This window comes from Halogeometricum sp. S1BR25-6 (genome assembly GCF_031624495.1).
Classification (GTDB): Archaea; Halobacteriota; Halobacteria; order Halobacteriales; family Haloferacaceae; genus Halogeometricum; species Halogeometricum salsisoli.
Map to the genome: position 1 here is coordinate 29,180 of NZ_JAMQOP010000001.1, position 16,535 is coordinate 45,714.

A 16,535-nucleotide genomic window follows, 5' to 3' on the forward strand; every position below is an offset into this window, starting at 1 on the left:
ATGGCTATCAAGGAATTCAAACTGCCCGACGTGGGCGAGGGCGTCGCGGAGGGCGAACTCGTCACGTGGCACGTCGCCCCCGGCGACACGGTCGAAGAGGACCAGGTCGTCGCGGAGGTGGAGACGGACAAAGCCCTCGTGGACGTTCCCTCCCCGTACAACGGGACGGTGAGCGAACTCCGCGCCGAGGAGGGGGAGATGGTCCCCGTCGGCAACGTGATAATCACCTTCGAGGTCGAGGGCGAGGACGGAGACGAGGCGGCGAGCGGCGAGACCGGGACCGAATCCGAGTCCGAAGCCGAATCTGCTGGCGGCGACGGCGACGCACAGTCGGCCGACGAAGGCGCCGAGGAGACCACCGATACCGCCGAGACCGAGACCAAGTCGGGCCGCGTGTTCGCGTCGCCGAGCGTCCGCCGACTCGCGCGCGAACTCGACGTCGACATCGCTTCTGTCTCGGGGTCCGGCCCGAGCGGTCGGGTGACCGAATCCGACGTGCAGGCGGCCGCCGAGTCGGGGAGCGGCGACGGAGACGCCGACGCGGCGTCCGACGGTCCCCGCTCGGTGTCGTTCTCCGGGAAGTCGGCCGTCTCAGAACGCGGTGACGCCGGAAACGGCGAAGTCGCGTCCGGTTCGGCATCGGCGGACGCTGCCGGCCGGGAGAAGACGCTGGCCGCGCCCGCGACGCGCCGCATCGCCGACGAGGAGGGCGTGAACATCGACGACGTGCCCGCGAGCGAGGAGCGAGACGGCGAGGCGTTCGTCACCCCCGAGGCCGTCCGCGAGTACGCGCAGGCCCAACGCGAGGCGCAGGCGGCCGACGCGAAGGCGCTCTCCGAGGAGGCCGAGGCCGGCGAGGCGACGGCCGAAGCCGAGACGGAAGCCGATGCAACGGCCGGCGGAGCGGACGCGGCCGAATCCGGCCCCGCGGCCGGCGAACGCGTCCCCTACCGGGGCGTCCGCCGCGCCATCGGCGACCAGATGGAGCGCTCGAAGTACACCGCGCCGCACGTCACCCACCACGACGACGTGGACGTGACCGAGTTGGTCGAACTCCGCGAGGACCTGAAACCTCTCGCGGCGGAGCAGGGCGTCTCGCTCACCTACATGCCGTTCGTGATGAAAGCCGTCGTCGCGGCGCTGAAGGAGTTCCCCTACGTGAACGCCCAACTCGACGAGGAGAACGAGGAGATCGTCCTCCGCGACGAGTACAACCTCGGCGTCGCCACCGCGACGGACGCCGGTCTGATGGTCCCCGTCGTCCACGACGCGGACGCGAAAGGGCTCTCGGACCTCGCGCGCGACATGAGCGAGAAGGTGGAGAAGGCGCGCGAGCGCAAGATTTCGCGCGAGGAGATGCAGGGCGGCACGTTCACGATAACGAACATCGGCGGCATCGGCGGCGAGTACGCCACGCCCATCATCAACTACCCCGAGGTGGCCATCCTCGCGCTCGGAGCGATAAAAGAGAAACCGCGCGTCGTCGACGGCGACGTGGTGCCGCGGAAAGTGCTGACGCTGTCGCTGTCGGTCGACCACCGCGTCGTCGACGGCGCGGTGGCCGCGCAGTTCACGAACAAGGTCAGGGAGTACCTCGCGAACCCCAAACTCCTCATGCTCGAATAATGGTCGTCGGAGACATCTCGACGGGAACGGAGGTACTGGTCATCGGCGCGGGTCCGGGCGGCTACGTCGCCGCCATCCGCGCCGCACAGCGCGGTCTGGACACGACGCTCGTGGAGCGAGACGCCTACGGCGGCACCTGCTTGAACCACGGCTGTATCCCCTCGAAGGCGTACATCACGGCGTCGTCGCTGGCGCACGAGGCGGGCAGCGCCGAGGAGATGGGCATCCACGCCGACCCGGCGGTGGATATGTCGCAGATGCGGAGTTGGAAGGACGACGTGGTCGACCGACTGACGGGCGGCGTCGAGAAACTCTGCAAGGCCAACGGCGTCAACCTCATCGAGGGGACGGCGCGGTTCAAGGACGACTCCTCGGTCCGCATCGAACACGGCGGCGAGGGGCAGGGTTCGGAGACGGTGGAGTTCGAACGCTGCATCGTCGCCACCGGCTCTCGACCGGTGCAGATTCCGGGCTTCGAGTTCGCGGACGACCCCGTCTGGTCCTCGCGGGACGCCCTCGCGGCGGAGTCGGTGCCCGACGAACTGCTCGTCGTCGGCGCGGGCTACATCGGCATGGAACTGTCCACCGCGTTCGCCAAACTCGGCGCGGACGTGACCGTCGTCGAGATGCTGGACGACGTGCTCCCCGGTTACGAGGACGACGTGGCTAACGTCGTCCGCCGGAGCGCCGAGGAACTCGGCGTCGAGTTCCACTTCGGCGAGGGCGCCAGCGGATGGTCGCTCGACGGCGAGGACGTGGTCGTCGAGACGGAGACCGAAGACGGCGAGACGTCGTCGTACCGCGCGGACAAAGTGCTCGTCGCCGTCGGCCGGTCGCCCGTCACCGACACCGTCGACGCCGAGAACGCCGGGTTGGAGACGGACGAGAAAGGCTTCTTCGAGACTGACGACCGGATGCGGACCTCCGTCGACCACATCTACGCCGTCGGCGACGTGGTCGCCGACTCGCCGATGCTGGCGCACGTCGGGTCGAAGGAGGGCATCGTCGCCGCCGAACACGCCGCGGACGAACCGGCAGCCTACGACGCGCAGGCCGTCCCGGCGGCCGTGTTCACCGACCCCGAGATAGGGACGGTCGGCATGACCGAGGCGGAAGCCGAGGAGGCGGGCTTTTCCCCCGCCGTCGGTCAGATGCCGTTCAACGCCTCCGGGCGCGCGATGACGACGGGTCACACGGAGGGCTTCGTCCGCGTCGTCGCCGACGAGGACAGCGGGTTCGTCCTCGGCGGACAGATAGTCGGCCCAGAAGCCTCGGAACTCGTCGCCGAACTCGCCCTCGCGGTGGAGATGGGAGCGACGCTTGAGGACGTGGCCGGCACCGTCCACACCCATCCGACGCTGGCGGAGGCGATAATGGAGGCCGCGGAGAACGCGCGCGGCGAGGCGATTCACACGCTGAATCGCTGAATCGCCAATCCGCTGAATCGCCGAATCGTCGAACCGTCGACCCTATTTCTCACTCCCCGCGGAGGTCCCCCGCGTCCACGGCTTCGACGAGTGCCCGAACCTGCGCCGGCCCGTTCTCCAGTAGCGCCCGCGGCAGTCGCCGCATCCCGTTCGCGACGGCGTCTTCGAGCGCCGCCGCGGCGTTCTCGAACACCCCCTCGCCGTGGCCGACGAGTATCCGCTCGGGGTCGTAGCCAAGGAAGAACTTCGGCGCGACGAGTCGCTGGAGGAGGTAAAGGCCGAGTCGCTCCTCGCCGGCGGTGAACGGGGGAGCGGTGCCGAGCGTGTCCGGCGCGTACAGCGTGTCGTCCGCGCGACGATACGCGATTGCCTCCGACCACCCCGGGAGCGGCGCGTACTCGCGGACGCGGAAACCCGTATCCGCGAGTTCGCCGTCGAATCGCTCGACGGGCGCGTCGACGCGCGCTTCGACCCGAGGGAGCCACCGCGGGAGCGACACCGGCACGTCGTAGCGGTCGGCGAACGCCGCGGCGTCGCGCGCGTGGTACGCCGAGAGGACGGCCACGCCCGCGACGGGGCCGAGGTCCGCGAGGGCGTCGTGCACGTTCCCGGCGTCCAGGGGGTCGAGCACCCAGACGCCGTCGGCGCCGCGGACGGCGTGACTGCTCCGCGCCGCCGTCTCCTCGGGGAACGCGAGCCAACTCATCCCCCCGTCCCACCGCCGGAGGCGGGCCTCGGCCGACACCCCGCGGTCGTACATCGTCATCGCTCGGTCAGTGGACCACCGGTGCAAAAAGCGTGTCCTGTCTCGACGTCCGAGAGCGACGCGGCGAAAGCGATGAAGAAGACGAGAGAGCCGTCAGCGGTCGAATCCCGGCCGCCAGCCGAGGGGGTCGGACCGGCCGCCGTCCGTCGACATCCGGGCGGCGGACCCGGCGGTCGCCGGCCTCGACACCGCGTTCGGCGCGGGAGACGAGGGGTCCGTCGCCGCTCCGACGCCGGCGGAATCGCCCACCTCGAAGCGGGCGAGACGGTCGCGGAGCGCCGTCGCCGCCGTCGAGAGGTCGCCGATGCTGGTCGCCACCTCGGAGACGGAGGCGGTCTGCTCCTCGGAGGCGGCGGTGACGCTCGAAACCTCCTCGCTGGTGCGCTCGCCCGCCTGTCGGGCGTCCTCGACTTTCAGGAGGGCGTCCTCCGTGGAGGTCGCCTGCTCGGTCGTCGCGCGGTCTATCTCCTGGATGCCGCCGTTGAGTTCCTCGACGCGCGTGGCGATGTCTTCGAGGGCGGCCAGCGCGGACCCGACCGTCTCGGTGCCGGAGGCGACCCGGTCGCCCACCTCGCGCATGTCGCCGGCGGTGCCCGCGGCCGACGACTGGATGTCCGTGACGAGCGTCTCGATGCGGCCCGTGGCCGTCGTCGACTCGCTGGCGAGTTCCTTTATCTCGGCGGCGACGACGGCGAACCCCTTGCCGGCCTCGCCCGCGCGGGCGGCCTCGATGGAGGCGTTGAGAGCGAGGAGGTTCGTCCGGTCGGCTATCTCGGTGATGAGGTCGACGATGGCGACGATTTCGTCGAGTTCGTCGCGGAGCGCCTCGACCTCTCCCACTGTTCGGTCGGTCGTCTCCCGGACGTGGTCCATCTCTTTGAGCGCCTCGGTCGCGGACGCGCGACCGTTCTCGCCGAGTTCGGACGCCTCGTTCGACGTCTCGGCCACCTGCGTCGTCGACGCCGCCACCTCCTCGACCGTCGCCGAGAGCGTGCTCATCTCGTCGGCGGCCGCCGAGAGATGTCGGTGCTGTTCGTCGGTCTCGCCCGCGACGGCGGTCATGGAGGTGCTCACCTCCTCGCTGGCCATCCGTATCTCGTCGGCGCTGGCGTCTATCTGCGCCGTCGAGTCGGCGACGTCGCCCGCGAACGACTGGATGTTCACGACGGTCGTCTCCAGGTCGGCCATCATCCCGTTGAACGACTCGGCCACGCGGGCCATCGCGTCGCTCTCGCCGTCGCGACTCATCCTGACCGTGAGGTCGCCGGCGGCCGCGGCGTCCATCACGCGGTCGAACTCGACTGCGCCGGACTCCAGCGACTCGGTCAGCGACTCCGCCGCCGCGCGGGATTCGGCCTCGCTGGCGCGGGAGCACTTCATGTCCTCGACGACGGCGTAGGTGCCCGTCGCGCCGACGGCGAAGACGGCGATGGTCGCCGTCAGGAGCGACACGCTGATGATATCGAACACCTCGCCGCCGATTCCGAGGTGTTCGGCGCTGACGACGCCCGCCCAGAAGAACCCGAGCAGGGCCGCCAGCCCGAAGTTCAGCCAGAACCCCGCCTCGGCGTCGGCCCGCCGGTACGTCCGGAACGCGACGACCGCGGCGCCGAGATACGCGACGGTGCCGACCACGTCGAAGACGGCGGTGAACTCGACCATCTCACTCCTCCCCCTCCGCGAGGACCTGACTCCGCTTGCGGGCCGCGATGAAGAACACGATGCCGGACGCGGCGATGCCCGCACCGTGTTCGACGACGTTGAACAGACCGCTCAGCGCCAGCGCTTCGAGGTTCGTCGCCAACGCACCGGCACACAGCAGGAGATAGCCCCCCATGAACCACTTCGACTGCGAGGAGCGAAGGAGCAACACCGGGACGATGCCCACCAACGCGATGAGTATCAGCACCAGTTCTTTCGGGTCCAATGCGGTAAGTTCGGCTGCCATGTCTCTGCGAGGACGTACCAAGGTTCCCGATATAAGCGTGTGCGCCCGAATATCAGAACTGGGAGTCCGGGACGTCCGAGTCCCGGACGAACTGGGCGTTCGCCGGGTGAACGACGGAACAAAGTCGAACTGGGACGTCGGAGGTCCGTCTACTGCTCCGTCTTCCGCACGATGCCGTAGCCCTCGAACACCTTGCCGAGGCGGTACATGGAAGCGACGACGGCGTCGCAGGACGACCGAACGGCGGGTTTGGGGACGAAGCCGACGGCGAGACCGGCGACTTCGAGCATGGGGAGGTCGTTCGCGCCGTCGCCGACGGCGACGGTCCGGGAGCGTTTCACGCCGAGTTCGTCGGCGAGCGATTCGAGCGCCTCGTCCTTCGTCCCCTCGATGAGCGACCCTTCCACCTCGCCGGTGAGACGGCCGCCGCGAACGGGCAGGCGGTTGGCGACGACGGTGTCCACCTCGACGCCTTCCTTCTCCAGGGCGCGTTCGACGCCGCGTTCGAACCCGCCCGTGAGCACGGCGACGTGGTGGCCGGCGTCGCGCAGGCGGCCGATGAGTTCCGCCGCGCCGGGGCGGAGCGTCACCTCGTCGTACGCCTCCTCGGCGTCCTCGGCTTCCAGTCCGTCGAGGAGTTTCGCCCGCTTCCGGAGGCTGTCGGCGTAGGATATCTCGTCGTTCATCGCCCGTTCGGTGATGTCGGCCATCTCGTCGGCCACACCCATCCGGCGGCCGAGGAGCACCGTCATCTCCGAGTCCGAGAGCGTTCCGTCGAAGTCGAAGGCCACGAGTCGCATACTCCTCACTCGTCGGCGGGCGGTTTGAAACCAACTCATCCGCCCGCACGCGGTCCGTCCCGGGGACGACTAGCTATATCTACCGGCGACGAGACAGTACGCAACAATGACTGATTTCCCGGACGCGGACGGCGAGGACGACTTGGCCGACGTGGAACAGGAGCTTCGAGCGGACATCGAAGAGGAGGGCGGCCGGCCGGGGCAGGCGCTGGAGGCGTTCGTCGAGGAACTCAGAGAGGAGAACGACGACTCGGTCCGGGGAATCGGGTTCTACGACCACGAGGGCGTCGAGATACTCTACCTGCGCGAGGAGATTCGGGCGAAACTGACCGACGAGGAGATACAGGAGCGACTGAAGACGTTCGCGATGATTGGGCTGGCCGAGTCGCCGTCCGACAGCACGCTCGAAGAGTACGGCCGCCTCGACGCGACGCTCCGGTGGTACGACAACGCCATCGTGGCCGTCTACCCGCTGACGGAGTGGTCGGGCGTCATCGCCACGTTCGAGCGCCGCGCCTCGCCGCTCATCGACGCCGCGATGACCCACCTCTACTGAACCACGGCCTCGAACCCGACCGGAGTCCATCGGCTGGGTCCGAAGTCGGCGCCGCGGACGCGCAGTTCCGTCCGCTCCTCGTCTCTGACCTCCATGACGGCGTCGAACGGTTGGAGCATGATCGTCTCCTCGCGTTCGGAGACGACATTGTCGTCGAGGACGAACACCCCGGAGAACCCCGAGGTGGCGATGCGGCCCGTGACGACGTGGAGAAACTGGAACACCCGCTTGAGGTCGACGTACATCAGCATCGTCGAGAGCGTGTGGAGTCCGATGCGGGCGTCGCACCCGCGGTCGTAGAACCGGCGCATGAACTCCGTCATCGCGATACCGATGCCCGTCAGGTCGCCGGGGTCCGAGATGTACCGCCGTCCCGGCGTTGCCGCGGCGAGACCGAACCCGCCGGAGCGACTCACGCAGTCGACGACCGAGAACTGCTCGTCGGGAACGTCGGCGAGCGCTCGGAACTCCCGTTCGACGGTGTTCCCCGGCTTTCGGGTCGTGACGATGGCCGTCCCCCGCGCCGCCGGGTCGCCGGCCGCGAGCAGCGAATTCATGAGCCGACGTTTGCCGGTCAGCACCGGACCGGTGACGAGGAGACTCGTCCCGTCGGGAATCGAGACGAGGTCCGAGACGGCGTTGTTGTCGGTCAGTTCGACCACCGGTGAGATCCCATCACACGGGGGTATATCGTCGGGAATCATAGTTCTAGCGAGTCGGATACGAACCGGAGCGCCGACGCCGAAACGAAAACGCCGTCGTGAGCCACGAGAGCACCTAACATAACCAATACCGCCTTCGAAGAAACTCTTAACCGGGAACCAGCGGTCGGTAGGGGTATGAAGGTACTCGTCACGGACCCCATCGACGATGCGGGTCTGGAACGCCTTCGTGAGTCGGGTCACGAAGTCGAGACCGCCTACGACGTAACAGGGGAGGCGCTGTTGGACGCCGTCGCGGACGCGAACGCACTCGTGGTTCGCTCCGGGACCGAAGTGGACGAAGCGCTGTTCGAGGCGGCGCCGGACCTCGTCATCGTCGGCCGCGCCGGCATCGGCGTCGACAACATCGACATCGACGCCGCGACGGACCACGGGGTCATCGTCGCCAACGCGCCCGAGGGGAACGTCCGCGCCGCCGCCGAGCACACCGTCGCGATGGCGTTCGCCGCCGCGCGCTCTATCCCGCAGGCGCACGCCCGCCTCAAGAACGGCGAGTGGGCCAAGGGCGACTACCTCGGCACCGAACTGAACACGAAGACGCTCGGCATCGTCGGCCTCGGGCGCGTCGGGCAGGAAGTCGCGAAACGGCTCGACGGCATCGGCATGGACCTCGTCGCGTACGACCCCTACATCAGCGAGGAACGCGCCGACCGACTCGGCGCCGAACTCGTGGAGTTCGAGGCCTGTCTCGAACGCGCGGACTTCCTGACGGTCCACACGCCGCTGACGCCGGAGACGGCGGACCTCATCTCCACCGACGAGTTGGAACTGATGGGCGGCGGCTACGTCGTCAACTGCGCCCGCGGCGGCGTCGTCGACGAGGACGCCCTCGCCGCCGCCGTCGAGAACGAGACGCTCGACGGCGCGGCCATCGACGTGTTCGCCGACGAACCCGTCTCGCCCGACAATCCGCTGCTCTCGGTGGAGGACGTCGTCGTCACCCCGCACCTCGGCGCCTCGACGGAGGCCGCACAGGAGAACGTCGCCACCTCCATCGCCGACCAGATAGACGCCGCGTTCGCAGGCGAACCCGTGATGAACGCGCTGAACGCGCCGTCGGTCGACGAGGCCGCCTTCCCGCGCATCCGGCCGTACATCGACCTCGCGGAGACGGCCGGCAAGGTGGCCGCCCAACTCTTCGACAACCGAATCTCTTCGGTGGAGGTCTCCTACGAGGGCGAAATCGCGGAGGAGGACATCGAACTCGTCACCGCCTCGGCGCTGAAAGGCGTCTTCGAACCGCTGGAGTGGCAGGTCAACGCCGTCAACGCCCCGAGCATCGCCGAGGAACGCGGCATCGACGTGACCGAGTCGAAGACGCTGCAGGCCGAGGACTTCCAGAGTCTCGTCACCGTCACCGTCGGCAACGACGAGGACTCCCTGGCCGTCTGCGGGACGCTGTTCGCCGGCGACGACCCGCGCATCGTCCGCATCGACGGCTTCCGCGTCGACGCCATCCCGCACGGACAGATGCTCGTCGCTCGAAACTACGACAAACCGGGCGTCATCGGCTTCATCGGCGGCGTCCTCGGCGACAACAAAATCAACATCGCCGGGATGTTCAACGCCCGCAGACACGAGGAGGGTGGCGAGGCGATAACCGTCTACAACCTCGACGACCCCGTCTCCGAGGCGGTCCAGGAGAAACTGCTCGCGGACGAACGCATCACCGACGTGAAGTACCTCACGCTGAACGGCGCCGACGAGTAATCCGAACGACGCGGGTTCCCGCGTTCGATCCGTTCGATTCCGGTTTTTCGCACGGCGCGACCGACGACCCCGTTAGAGCCCGGTCTGTCGCTGCCAGGCGTTGTAGCGCCGCCGGAGGCGCGTCCACTGCGCGTCGAGTTCGTCGGCGACCCGCCCCGCGAGCGACGTTGTCGGCGCGGGCGAGGTTCGCGGCGGCGACGGCGGCGACTGCGCGGACGCCTCCGGCGTCGACGGCGACGGGTCGGTCTCGGTCTCCGTTTCCGTTTCGGTCCCGAACCCGGCCTCGGCCGCCGCCTCCGCGTCCGAATCTCCGTCGAGGAGTCGTTCGTACCGGTCGATGACGTCCTGCCGTCGCTCGCGCGTCTCCCGCAGCGCCCGCCGGAGGTCCTCGTTCTCCGCTCGGAGCCGTTCGACTTCCGCTTCGGGCGTCGGCGGCCCGCCGCCGCGTCCGTCCGTTCGGGCGTTCGATTCGCTCGCGTCCGAGGCGGCGTCGCGGGGGCGGTCGAAGCGATGTTCGTCGCGAATCGGAAACGTCCGCGACCCGTTCGACCCACCGCTCACCGTTCCGGTCGGCATCCTTGGCGAGGGCATGTGCGTGGGGAGGTACCACGGCGGTATGAAGCTACGTCAGACTGCCGTCATTCGGCGTTTGGATAGATTGAATGTCAGATAGTTTGTCCGGTTCTCACTCGGCGCCGATGTGGTCGAGCACCGCTTGCGTGTCGTTCGCCACCGGTTCGGGTTCGTTACCCGCCTCGAACGCCGCGTCCGGGTCCTTGAGCAGGTGGCCGGTGGTGAGACAGACCACGTCCTCGTCGGCGTCGACAACGCCGTCGGAGCGGAGTTTGCGCAGGCCGGCGACGGAGGCCGCGGAGGCGGGTTCGACGCCGATACCTTCGCGGGCCAAGTCTCGCTGCGCCGAGGTTATCTCCGCGTCGGAGACGGCGACGGCCGTCCCGTTCGTCTGGCGGATGCCGGGCAGGGCTTTGGGCGCGTTGACGGGGTTGCCGATGCGGATGGCCGTCGCGCGCGTCTCCACCTCCTCCCAGCGCTCGGTGTCCGCCCACCCGTTCTCGATGGCTTCGACCATCGGCGCGGCGCCCTCGGCCTGCACGCCGGTGAGTTTCGGCACCTCCTCGGGGTCCAAAGAGCCCGCCTGGACGAGTTCGCGGAACGCCTTGTACAGCGCCGCAGTGTTGCCCGCATTGCCGACGGGGAGGACGATGCGGTCCGGGAAGCGGCCGTAGTCGTCGCGGAACTCCTCTAAAATCTCCAGTCCGATGGTTTTCTGTCCCTCGAGGCGGAAGGGGTTCAGCGAGTTCAGCAGGTACACCTCGCCGCGTTCGGCGAGGTCCTGAACGATATCCAGACAGGAGTCGAAGTTGCCGTCGACTTCGAGGATGCGGGCGTCGTGGAGGGCCGCCTGCGCTATCTTGCCGGCGGCGACTTTGCCGGAGGGGAGGAGCACGAGCGTCTGCATCCCGCCGCGGGCGCCGTAGGCGGCGAGGGCGGCGGACGTGTTGCCCGTCGAGGCGCAGGCGAGTCGGTCGACGCCGAGTTCCTTCGCCACGCGGACGCCGACGGTCATCCCGCGGTCCTTGAAACTGCCTGTCGGGTTCATCCCCTCGTGCTTGATTCGGAGGGTGTTCACGTCGATGTCCTCGCGCAGGCGCGGCGCCTCGTGGAGGGGCGTGTCGCCCTCCGGGAGGCTGACGCCCTCCTCGAACGGGAGCGCCGAGCGGTAGCGCCAGACGCCGCGGCCCTGCCCCTCGAAGTCGTCGAGGGAGGGCGGGTCGGCGTACTTGACTTCCAGCAGGTGGCCGCCGTCGCTGGTGTAGCGTATCTCGTCGAAGGGGGCGTACGCCTCCCCCGTCTCGATGCACTCCAGCCACACGCCGTCCTCGGCGACGTCCGGGGCGTCCGGCGCGGGCGCGGTGAGGTCGAGGCTCATTGTCCGATGCGACACGTTCGGTGGGCAAAAGGGGGACGGTTCGGGCGCGTGCTGCCGGACCGCCGGGGGTTACGGCCGGCCCTGTTCTCCGTCCTCGTCCCCGCTCTCGCGTCCGTACCCCTCGATGCTCGCGTGGACCTGTTCGACCCACTCGTCGAGGGCGGCGTGGAGCATCTCCTTGGCCTCCGGCAGCGGCGTCGCGGTGTACTGATAGACGTAGCCGCCGGGGTCGAGCAGTCGCCGCTCGCGGTCCGCGAGGCTCTTCTCCATCAGCGTCGTCAACGAGCGGTTGACGTTGCTCCGGTCGCGCTCTAAGATGTCCGCGAGTTCGGCGACGGTGCTGCCGGGGTTGTCGAGGAGGGTGAGGTAGGTCCGACTCTCGTGGGTCTGGATGCCGAACACGCACGCGAGCACGTGCTGGAAACTCGGGTCGTCCGTCTCGATGAGGTCCCCTATGGCTGGCGTGTCGCTCATATCCTCCTCTTGACCGCCCGGCCGATTAAAACGACCTGCAACCGGCGGCCGCCGCGGACGCCGGCCCCGCCTCAGTCGCTCCGCGCGTAGCCCATCTTCACGATGCAGTCGCGCATCCCCTCCTCGTCGGCGTGTTTGTGCAGCGTCGTCGGCGTGTCGCAGTAGTACGTCGTGCCGTCGTGCCGGAGCGACACCTCGTGGACGCCGCCGAGCATCTCCGCTTCGACGACGACGCGGCGGCCCTCGCGGACCGCGTCGATAATCTCTTCGACCGTCAACTCGCCGGACTTCGCGCGAAGCGGCTCGGACATCGGCCGTACCGAGGGACCTCTCGATAATGAGGGTACCGTCGGCGGAAGCCCGTGGCGGGGAGAAGGGACTCGGCGCGAACGCGACGACGTCAGTTCGTGCCGGGGTTCGACTCGGGTTTCGACGTCGGCGGTTCGACGCCCTCGGCCGCCTCGGCGTTCGTCGTCTCCTTTTCGACGTCGACGTGCCAGCGGTCGACGGTGTCGTCGTACTCCCCCAACCGCGTGCTGACGGCGGATTTCAGCTCGTCGTCGTTGATGTTCACCTCGAAGATGAACGTCACCTCCTCCTCGCCGCGGTGGGATTTCTGGATGTTGGCGCTGATGAGTTCGTTGTCGAAGTAGTACGGCGCGAGTTGGGTCATCACCTTTCGGTAGACGGTGTCCTCCACCTTCCGGAGCGCCCGCCGGCCGGCGGAGTCGGCGGCGCGGGCGACGTAGCCGATGGACTCGCTCCAGCGTTCGACGGCGCCGTCGTTGTCCCCCTCGTCCACCTTCTGGTAGGACTCCGAGAGCTTCTCGCCCGCCGTCTGCAGGTCCTCGTTGGGCTCTTTGCCCGCCTTCTCCCCTTCACCCTCGCCGACGCTGGCCTGCGCCGCCGTCTTCTCGTTCACGTCCTCGCCCAGTCGCTCGTGCGCCTTCGGACGCCACTCGTCCCACTGCTCGAACGCCTCTCCCTCGACGCCGGCGTCGCGGAGCGCGCGGGTGATACGCTCGCCGTGTTCGACGACGTCGCCCCACGACCCGCGGATTTTGAAGCCGGAAACGCTCTCTTCCATCTGGTTGATGGGTGATAAGTCCGGAGCCGTATAAAACTCTACTTGCGGCTTGCATCCGTCGAACTGTCACACGGTACCCCGTCTCAGAGCCGTCGACGCGGCCGAATCGGGGCGAGTCTAGCGCGACCCGTAGACGAACCGCGAGGCGGCCGAATCGAGGCGGGAGACGGCGCTCGAAAGCCACGCGGCGGGCGAGGTGGCCCGCAACTCCCGGTCGGAGAGTTCGATGCGGTCGTCGCCGAACGCCGACGCGCGCCCCCCGTTGTCGTCGCTGCCGTCGTCCGTCGCCTCTTCCGCTCCGACGGCGTCCACGACGGTGGACATCGCACACCGACCGCAGGACTCGGTTCGTTTTTCGGACATCTCGTTCGCTCTCTAGCAAGAACCATCACGATTAAAGCGTTGCGACCACAGCGGACCCGAGGCGCTTTTCAGAACGTGCGGAGTGTGAGCGGTATGGGATACCGCGTCGTGGACTGCGAGGACGTAGCGCCGAGCGACGACAGGGACTGTGAGATGCGCCGCCTGTCCGAGCCCGCGGGGTTGGAGAACGTCGCGCTCAATCGGTTCCGCGCGGAACCGGGGCAGGAGATTCCGCTGGCGTATCACTACCACGAGGAGCAAGAGGAGGTGTTCTACGTGCTCTCGGGGACGCTGGCGGTCGAGACGCCCGAGGAGACGTACGAGGTGGGCGAGGGCTGTCTGTTCGCCGTCGAGCCGAAAAGCCCGCAACGGGCGTACAACCCCGCGGACGCCGACGACGCCGTGAGCGTCCTCGCCCTCGGCGCGCCGCCCGTCTCCGGCGACGCGGTGCCGTACGACCCGGAGGACGGGGAGGAATGAGCGAGGCGGCCGACGACGCGGACGACTCGTTCGACCCGAAGGCCGCCGCCGAGGAGGCGGGCGTCGACCTCTCGGCGGTGCCCGACTGGGCGGACGAGTACCTCGACAGGGTGTCCGACCGCCTGATGTTCAACTACGATTTGGAGAAGGACCGACGCGTCCGCGGCGAGCGGTTCGACCTGTTCGGCGAGATGCGCATCGAATCGGAGAAGCGGTTCTTCCACCCCGCGCTGAACTACGCGAACCACGAGACCCGCGAGTTCCTGTTCGCCCGGCGCGTCTCGACGGCGACGAGGGCGGAGTTAGAGCGACTGGTCGACCTCGGACACCAACTAGCGGGCGAATGGATAGACGCCGACGAGGAGCACTTCGGCACCGACTTCACGTTCGTCCTCGTCGCCGACGCGGTGCCCGAGGACGTGCGCGCGTTCGTCGCCGAGTTCTCCGACCGGACGCTCCTGAAGTTCGGCTACTACGGCCACTACGAGGTGAACCTCGCCGTCGTCGCGCCCGACTCCGAAGACGCCGTCGCCAGCGAGGGCGCCGACGCGGCGCGGGCGTTCACGCTGTGGGACGACGCGGACCCCACTCGGAGAGAACGGGGCGTCGTCGCCCGCTTTCTGGACCGTCTGCGCCGCTGAGCGGGCGGAATCGAAGGAAAGCGAGAAACGAGAGACGAGACGCGAGGAGGCTCGGGACGGCGGTTCGCGCGCGGTTCAGTCGTCGCCCGGCGAGTACCCGCCCTCGCCGGGACGGTCGCGGACGCGGTTGATATTGCGGTAGCCCATCACCACCAAGGAGAGTGCGAGGTAGATGAGCACGAACGCGATGGCGATCTGAACCACCGCCGAGAGCATGGCGAACGCGCCCGCCTGAGCCATCCACTCCGCGTTGAGGAACTTCGCGTAGATGTTGTCGTGCACCGCCAGCCACAGCAGTCCGATGACGGTGACGAACGTCATCAGCGCCATCGGCGCGCCGGTGCTGATGAGCTGTTTAGACTCGCTCCAGTTGGCCAGCCACACCGTCGCGGTGAGCAGCGCCAGGGCGGCGAGCAGTTGGTTCGCGCCGCCGAACAGTTGCCACAGGGTCAGCCACGAACCGCTGGTGATGAGGACGTACGCCGGGAGCGCCTGCACGACGGCGTTGCCGTAGCGGTCCGCCGCGAACGATTCGACCGAGGACTCGGGCGTCCCGATTATCTCCTCCATCATGTACCGGCCCAGACGGACGGCCGTGTCCGTCGAGGTGAGGAGGAAACTGACGAGCACGAGCGCCATGAACGGCCCGCCGAAGGAGGCGGGGACGCCGAAACTCGTCAGGATGATGCCGCCGCCCGTCGCGAACGTCGGAAGCGCGAGGCCGATGCCGCCGCCGACTTCGGGCGCGACGATGGCGACGGTGATGAGCGCCACGGTGGCGAGCAGACCCTCGCCGAGCATCCCGCCGTAGCCGATGACGCGCGCGTCGGACTCCCGATTCAGCTGTTTGGAGGTGGTGCCCGAGGAGACCAGCGAGTGGAAGCCGCTGATGGTTCCGCAGGCGATGGTGATGAACAGGAGCGGGAACAGCGGCGCGCCCGAGCGACCGATGAAGCCGTAGTACGGTTCGAGGTTGGTCGTCAGCGGTTGGCTCGGCGTCACCGCCGCGATGCCGAACGTCGCGCCGACGGTGCCGACGATGACCGCGAGGAGCGCACCGCCGACGCCGGTGTACAGCAGGAATGACGACAGGTAGTCGCGCGGTTGCAGGAGCACCCAGACCGGGAGGGCGCTCGCGAGCGCACCGTACAGGAGGATGACGGGCACCCACGCCGCGGTGTTGGTGCCGAGCGAGGACGTCCCCGGAATCCACGACCCGCCGCTCGCGAACAGCACGAGGGTGTCGGCGGGCGCCCGCGAGGCCGGTTCGAAGAGCGCGAGGGGATACATCGTGCCCAACCAGACGCCGACGAACATCGCGACGACGAACGCCACGGTGCCTGGGATAAAGGGGAGGTTCAGTTGGTAGAGGTAGACGCCGAAGACGACGGCGAGTCCGATGTAGATCAGACTGGCCGTCGCCGCCTCGGGGTAGGCGTTGAACACGATGGCGACCACGAGGGCGAACACCGCCACGACGAGGACGATGGTGAGAAAGGCGAACCACAACAGCATGTTCTTGCCCCGTTCGCCGACGTACTCGCCGATGATGTAGCCGATGGACTTCCCCTCGTGTCGGAGACTCGCCGACAGCGAGACGAAGTCGTGGACGCTGCCCATCAGCGGGTTCCCGATGGCTATCCACGCCAGGGCCGGGACCCACCCCCAGACGACGCCGGCCGTGATCGGGCCGACGATGGGCGCCCCGCCCGCGATGCTCGAATAGTGATGCCCGAGTAAGACCGGCTTCTTCGCCGGGACGTACTCCTGCCCGTCCTCGTACTTGTGCGCCGGCGTCTCGCGACTGTCGTCGAGTTCGACGAACCGGGCGAGATATCTCGAATACCCCAGATACCCCGCCGTGAAGAGCACGAGTACCGCCGCCACGAGCCAGATGACTTGTACCATTGTATGACAGCCTCACTCACCCCTCATGGATAACAGCGGTTTAATGGTAACGATTGTTATCGTTCGAAACCGGACG

Annotated in this window: 18 protein-coding genes; 6 read left to right on the forward strand and 12 right to left on the reverse strand. The window is 68.2% G+C overall.

Annotated elements, in window-relative coordinates; all coding sequences use genetic code 11:
• Complete coding sequence (locus NDI76_RS00130) at positions 1-1,626, forward strand: dihydrolipoamide acetyltransferase family protein (protein WP_310921920.1); 1,626 nt, start codon at positions 1-3, stop codon at positions 1,624-1,626.
• The gene (lpdA, locus tag NDI76_RS00135; RefSeq protein ID WP_310921922.1) at positions 1,626-3,053 is read left to right on the forward strand and encodes a dihydrolipoyl dehydrogenase; all 1,428 of its coding nucleotides are present in this window, start codon (positions 1,626-1,628) and stop codon (positions 3,051-3,053) included. The genes NDI76_RS00130 and lpdA overlap by 1 nt, the downstream gene beginning before the upstream one ends.
• A 49-nt stretch (positions 3,054-3,102) precedes the next feature.
• Here lpdA and NDI76_RS00140 read toward each other — a convergent pair whose 3' ends face one another.
• The 4 genes from NDI76_RS00140 to serB all read right to left on the reverse strand — a co-directional run bounded on the left by NDI76_RS00140 (position 3,103) and on the right by serB (position 6,606).
• The gene (locus tag NDI76_RS00140; RefSeq protein ID WP_310921923.1) at positions 3,103-3,819 is read right to left on the reverse strand and encodes a hypothetical protein; all 717 of its coding nucleotides are present in this window, start codon (positions 3,817-3,819) and stop codon (positions 3,103-3,105) included.
• Positions 3,820-3,912: 93 nt separating this feature from the next.
• Positions 3,913-5,481, reverse strand: coding sequence for a methyl-accepting chemotaxis protein (locus NDI76_RS00145; protein WP_310921925.1), 1,569 nt, complete (start codon positions 5,479-5,481; stop codon positions 3,913-3,915).
• 1 nt (position 5,482) lies between these two features.
• Positions 5,483-5,767: a hypothetical protein gene (locus NDI76_RS00150; protein WP_310921926.1), complete on the reverse strand. Its 285-nt coding sequence runs from the start codon at positions 5,765-5,767 to the stop codon at positions 5,483-5,485.
• A gap of 149 nt (positions 5,768-5,916) precedes the next feature.
• Positions 5,917-6,606, reverse strand: a complete 690-nt coding sequence (gene serB / locus NDI76_RS00155) for a phosphoserine phosphatase SerB (protein ID WP_310921927.1) — start codon at positions 6,604-6,606, stop codon at positions 5,917-5,919.
• A gap of 67 nt (positions 6,607-6,673) precedes the next feature.
• On the opposite strand from serB, the gene NDI76_RS00160 reads away from it, so the two are divergent.
• Positions 6,674-7,123 carry a DUF7522 family protein gene (locus NDI76_RS00160; RefSeq protein WP_310921928.1) on the forward strand — a complete coding sequence of 150 codons (450 nt, stop codon included), beginning with the start codon at positions 6,674-6,676 and terminating at the stop codon, positions 7,121-7,123.
• On the opposite strand, the gene NDI76_RS00165 is transcribed toward NDI76_RS00160, so the two are convergent.
• Positions 7,117-7,785, reverse strand: coding sequence for a DUF7504 family protein (locus NDI76_RS00165; protein WP_310921930.1), 669 nt, complete (start codon positions 7,783-7,785; stop codon positions 7,117-7,119). The two genes, NDI76_RS00160 and NDI76_RS00165, sit on opposite strands and share 7 nt — an antisense overlap.
• A gap of 177 nt (positions 7,786-7,962) precedes the next feature.
• Here NDI76_RS00165 and serA point away from each other — a divergent pair, with 177 nt between their 5' ends.
• Complete coding sequence (gene serA, locus NDI76_RS00170) at positions 7,963-9,555, forward strand: phosphoglycerate dehydrogenase (RefSeq protein ID WP_310921931.1); 1,593 nt, start codon at positions 7,963-7,965, stop codon at positions 9,553-9,555.
• A gap of 72 nt (positions 9,556-9,627) precedes the next feature.
• On the opposite strand, the gene NDI76_RS00175 is transcribed toward serA, so the two are convergent.
• The 6 genes from NDI76_RS00175 to NDI76_RS00200 all read right to left on the reverse strand — a co-directional run bounded on the left by NDI76_RS00175 (position 9,628) and on the right by NDI76_RS00200 (position 13,430).
• Entirely contained in the window at positions 9,628-10,146 is a 519-nt protein-coding gene (locus NDI76_RS00175) for a hypothetical protein (protein WP_310921932.1), read from the reverse strand.
• A gap of 94 nt (positions 10,147-10,240) precedes the next feature.
• Positions 10,241-11,506 carry a threonine synthase gene (gene thrC, locus NDI76_RS00180; protein ID WP_310921933.1) on the reverse strand — a complete coding sequence of 422 codons (1,266 nt, stop codon included), beginning with the start codon at positions 11,504-11,506 and terminating at the stop codon, positions 10,241-10,243.
• 69 nt (positions 11,507-11,575) lie between these two features.
• Positions 11,576-11,980 carry a helix-turn-helix domain-containing protein gene (locus NDI76_RS00185; protein WP_310921934.1) on the reverse strand — a complete coding sequence of 135 codons (405 nt, stop codon included), beginning with the start codon at positions 11,978-11,980 and terminating at the stop codon, positions 11,576-11,578.
• 71 nt (positions 11,981-12,051) lie between these two features.
• Positions 12,052-12,291 carry a DUF8001 family protein gene (locus NDI76_RS00190; protein ID WP_310921935.1) on the reverse strand — a complete coding sequence of 80 codons (240 nt, stop codon included), beginning with the start codon at positions 12,289-12,291 and terminating at the stop codon, positions 12,052-12,054.
• Positions 12,292-12,380: 89 nt separating this feature from the next.
• Positions 12,381-13,067 carry a DUF5828 family protein gene (locus NDI76_RS00195; RefSeq protein ID WP_310921936.1) on the reverse strand — a complete coding sequence of 229 codons (687 nt, stop codon included), beginning with the start codon at positions 13,065-13,067 and terminating at the stop codon, positions 12,381-12,383.
• A 117-nt stretch (positions 13,068-13,184) separates the two neighbouring features.
• On the reverse strand, positions 13,185-13,430 hold the full coding sequence (locus NDI76_RS00200) for a DUF8007 family protein (RefSeq protein WP_310921937.1): 246 nt from the start codon (positions 13,428-13,430) through the stop codon (positions 13,185-13,187).
• A gap of 93 nt (positions 13,431-13,523) precedes the next feature.
• Between NDI76_RS00200 and NDI76_RS00205 the strand changes: the two genes are divergently transcribed.
• Positions 13,524-13,910, forward strand: a complete 387-nt coding sequence (locus NDI76_RS00205; protein WP_310921938.1) for a cupin domain-containing protein — start codon at positions 13,524-13,526, stop codon at positions 13,908-13,910.
• A complete protein-coding gene (locus NDI76_RS00210) occupies positions 13,907-14,551 on the forward strand; it encodes a DUF8052 family protein (RefSeq protein ID WP_310921940.1) in 645 nt (214 codons plus the stop codon). Before NDI76_RS00205 ends, NDI76_RS00210 begins: the two co-directional genes overlap by 4 nt.
• A 75-nt stretch (positions 14,552-14,626) precedes the next feature.
• Here NDI76_RS00210 and NDI76_RS00215 read toward each other — a convergent pair whose 3' ends face one another.
• Positions 14,627-16,459 (reverse strand): carbon starvation CstA family protein, encoded by a 1,833-nt coding sequence (locus NDI76_RS00215; RefSeq protein ID WP_310921941.1) that lies wholly within the window; start codon positions 16,457-16,459, stop codon positions 14,627-14,629.
• Between the last annotated feature and the right edge of the window lie 76 nt (positions 16,460-16,535).

Excerpts from the sequence above, each read along its gene's own strand:
- NDI76_RS00130 (WP_310921920.1), top strand. The coding sequence starts at position 1 with ATGGCTATCAAGGAATTCAAACTGCCCGACGTGGGCGAGGGCGTCGCG.
- lpdA (WP_310921922.1), top strand. The coding sequence starts at position 1,626 with ATGGTCGTCGGAGACATCTCGACGGGAACGGAGGTACTGGTCATCGGC.
- NDI76_RS00140 (WP_310921923.1), bottom strand. The coding sequence starts at position 3,819 with ATGACGATGTACGACCGCGGGGTGTCGGCCGAGGCCCGCCTCCGGCGG.
- NDI76_RS00145 (WP_310921925.1), bottom strand. The coding sequence starts at position 5,481 with ATGGTCGAGTTCACCGCCGTCTTCGACGTGGTCGGCACCGTCGCGTAT.
- NDI76_RS00150 (WP_310921926.1), bottom strand. The coding sequence starts at position 5,767 with ATGGCAGCCGAACTTACCGCATTGGACCCGAAAGAACTGGTGCTGATA.
- serB (WP_310921927.1), bottom strand. The coding sequence starts at position 6,606 with ATGAGTTGGTTTCAAACCGCCCGCCGACGAGTGAGGAGTATGCGACTC.
- NDI76_RS00160 (WP_310921928.1), top strand. The coding sequence starts at position 6,674 with ATGACTGATTTCCCGGACGCGGACGGCGAGGACGACTTGGCCGACGTG.
- serA (WP_310921931.1), top strand. The coding sequence starts at position 7,963 with ATGAAGGTACTCGTCACGGACCCCATCGACGATGCGGGTCTGGAACGC.
- NDI76_RS00175 (WP_310921932.1), bottom strand. The coding sequence starts at position 10,146 with ATGCCCTCGCCAAGGATGCCGACCGGAACGGTGAGCGGTGGGTCGAAC.
- thrC (WP_310921933.1), bottom strand. The coding sequence starts at position 11,506 with ATGAGCCTCGACCTCACCGCGCCCGCGCCGGACGCCCCGGACGTCGCC.
- NDI76_RS00185 (WP_310921934.1), bottom strand. The coding sequence starts at position 11,980 with ATGAGCGACACGCCAGCCATAGGGGACCTCATCGAGACGGACGACCCG.
- NDI76_RS00190 (WP_310921935.1), bottom strand. The coding sequence starts at position 12,291 with ATGTCCGAGCCGCTTCGCGCGAAGTCCGGCGAGTTGACGGTCGAAGAG.
- NDI76_RS00195 (WP_310921936.1), bottom strand. The coding sequence starts at position 13,067 with ATGGAAGAGAGCGTTTCCGGCTTCAAAATCCGCGGGTCGTGGGGCGAC.
- NDI76_RS00200 (WP_310921937.1), bottom strand. The coding sequence starts at position 13,430 with ATGTCCGAAAAACGAACCGAGTCCTGCGGTCGGTGTGCGATGTCCACC.
- NDI76_RS00205 (WP_310921938.1), top strand. The coding sequence starts at position 13,524 with ATGGGATACCGCGTCGTGGACTGCGAGGACGTAGCGCCGAGCGACGAC.
- NDI76_RS00210 (WP_310921940.1), top strand. The coding sequence starts at position 13,907 with ATGAGCGAGGCGGCCGACGACGCGGACGACTCGTTCGACCCGAAGGCC.
- NDI76_RS00215 (WP_310921941.1), bottom strand. The coding sequence starts at position 16,459 with ATGGTACAAGTCATCTGGCTCGTGGCGGCGGTACTCGTGCTCTTCACG.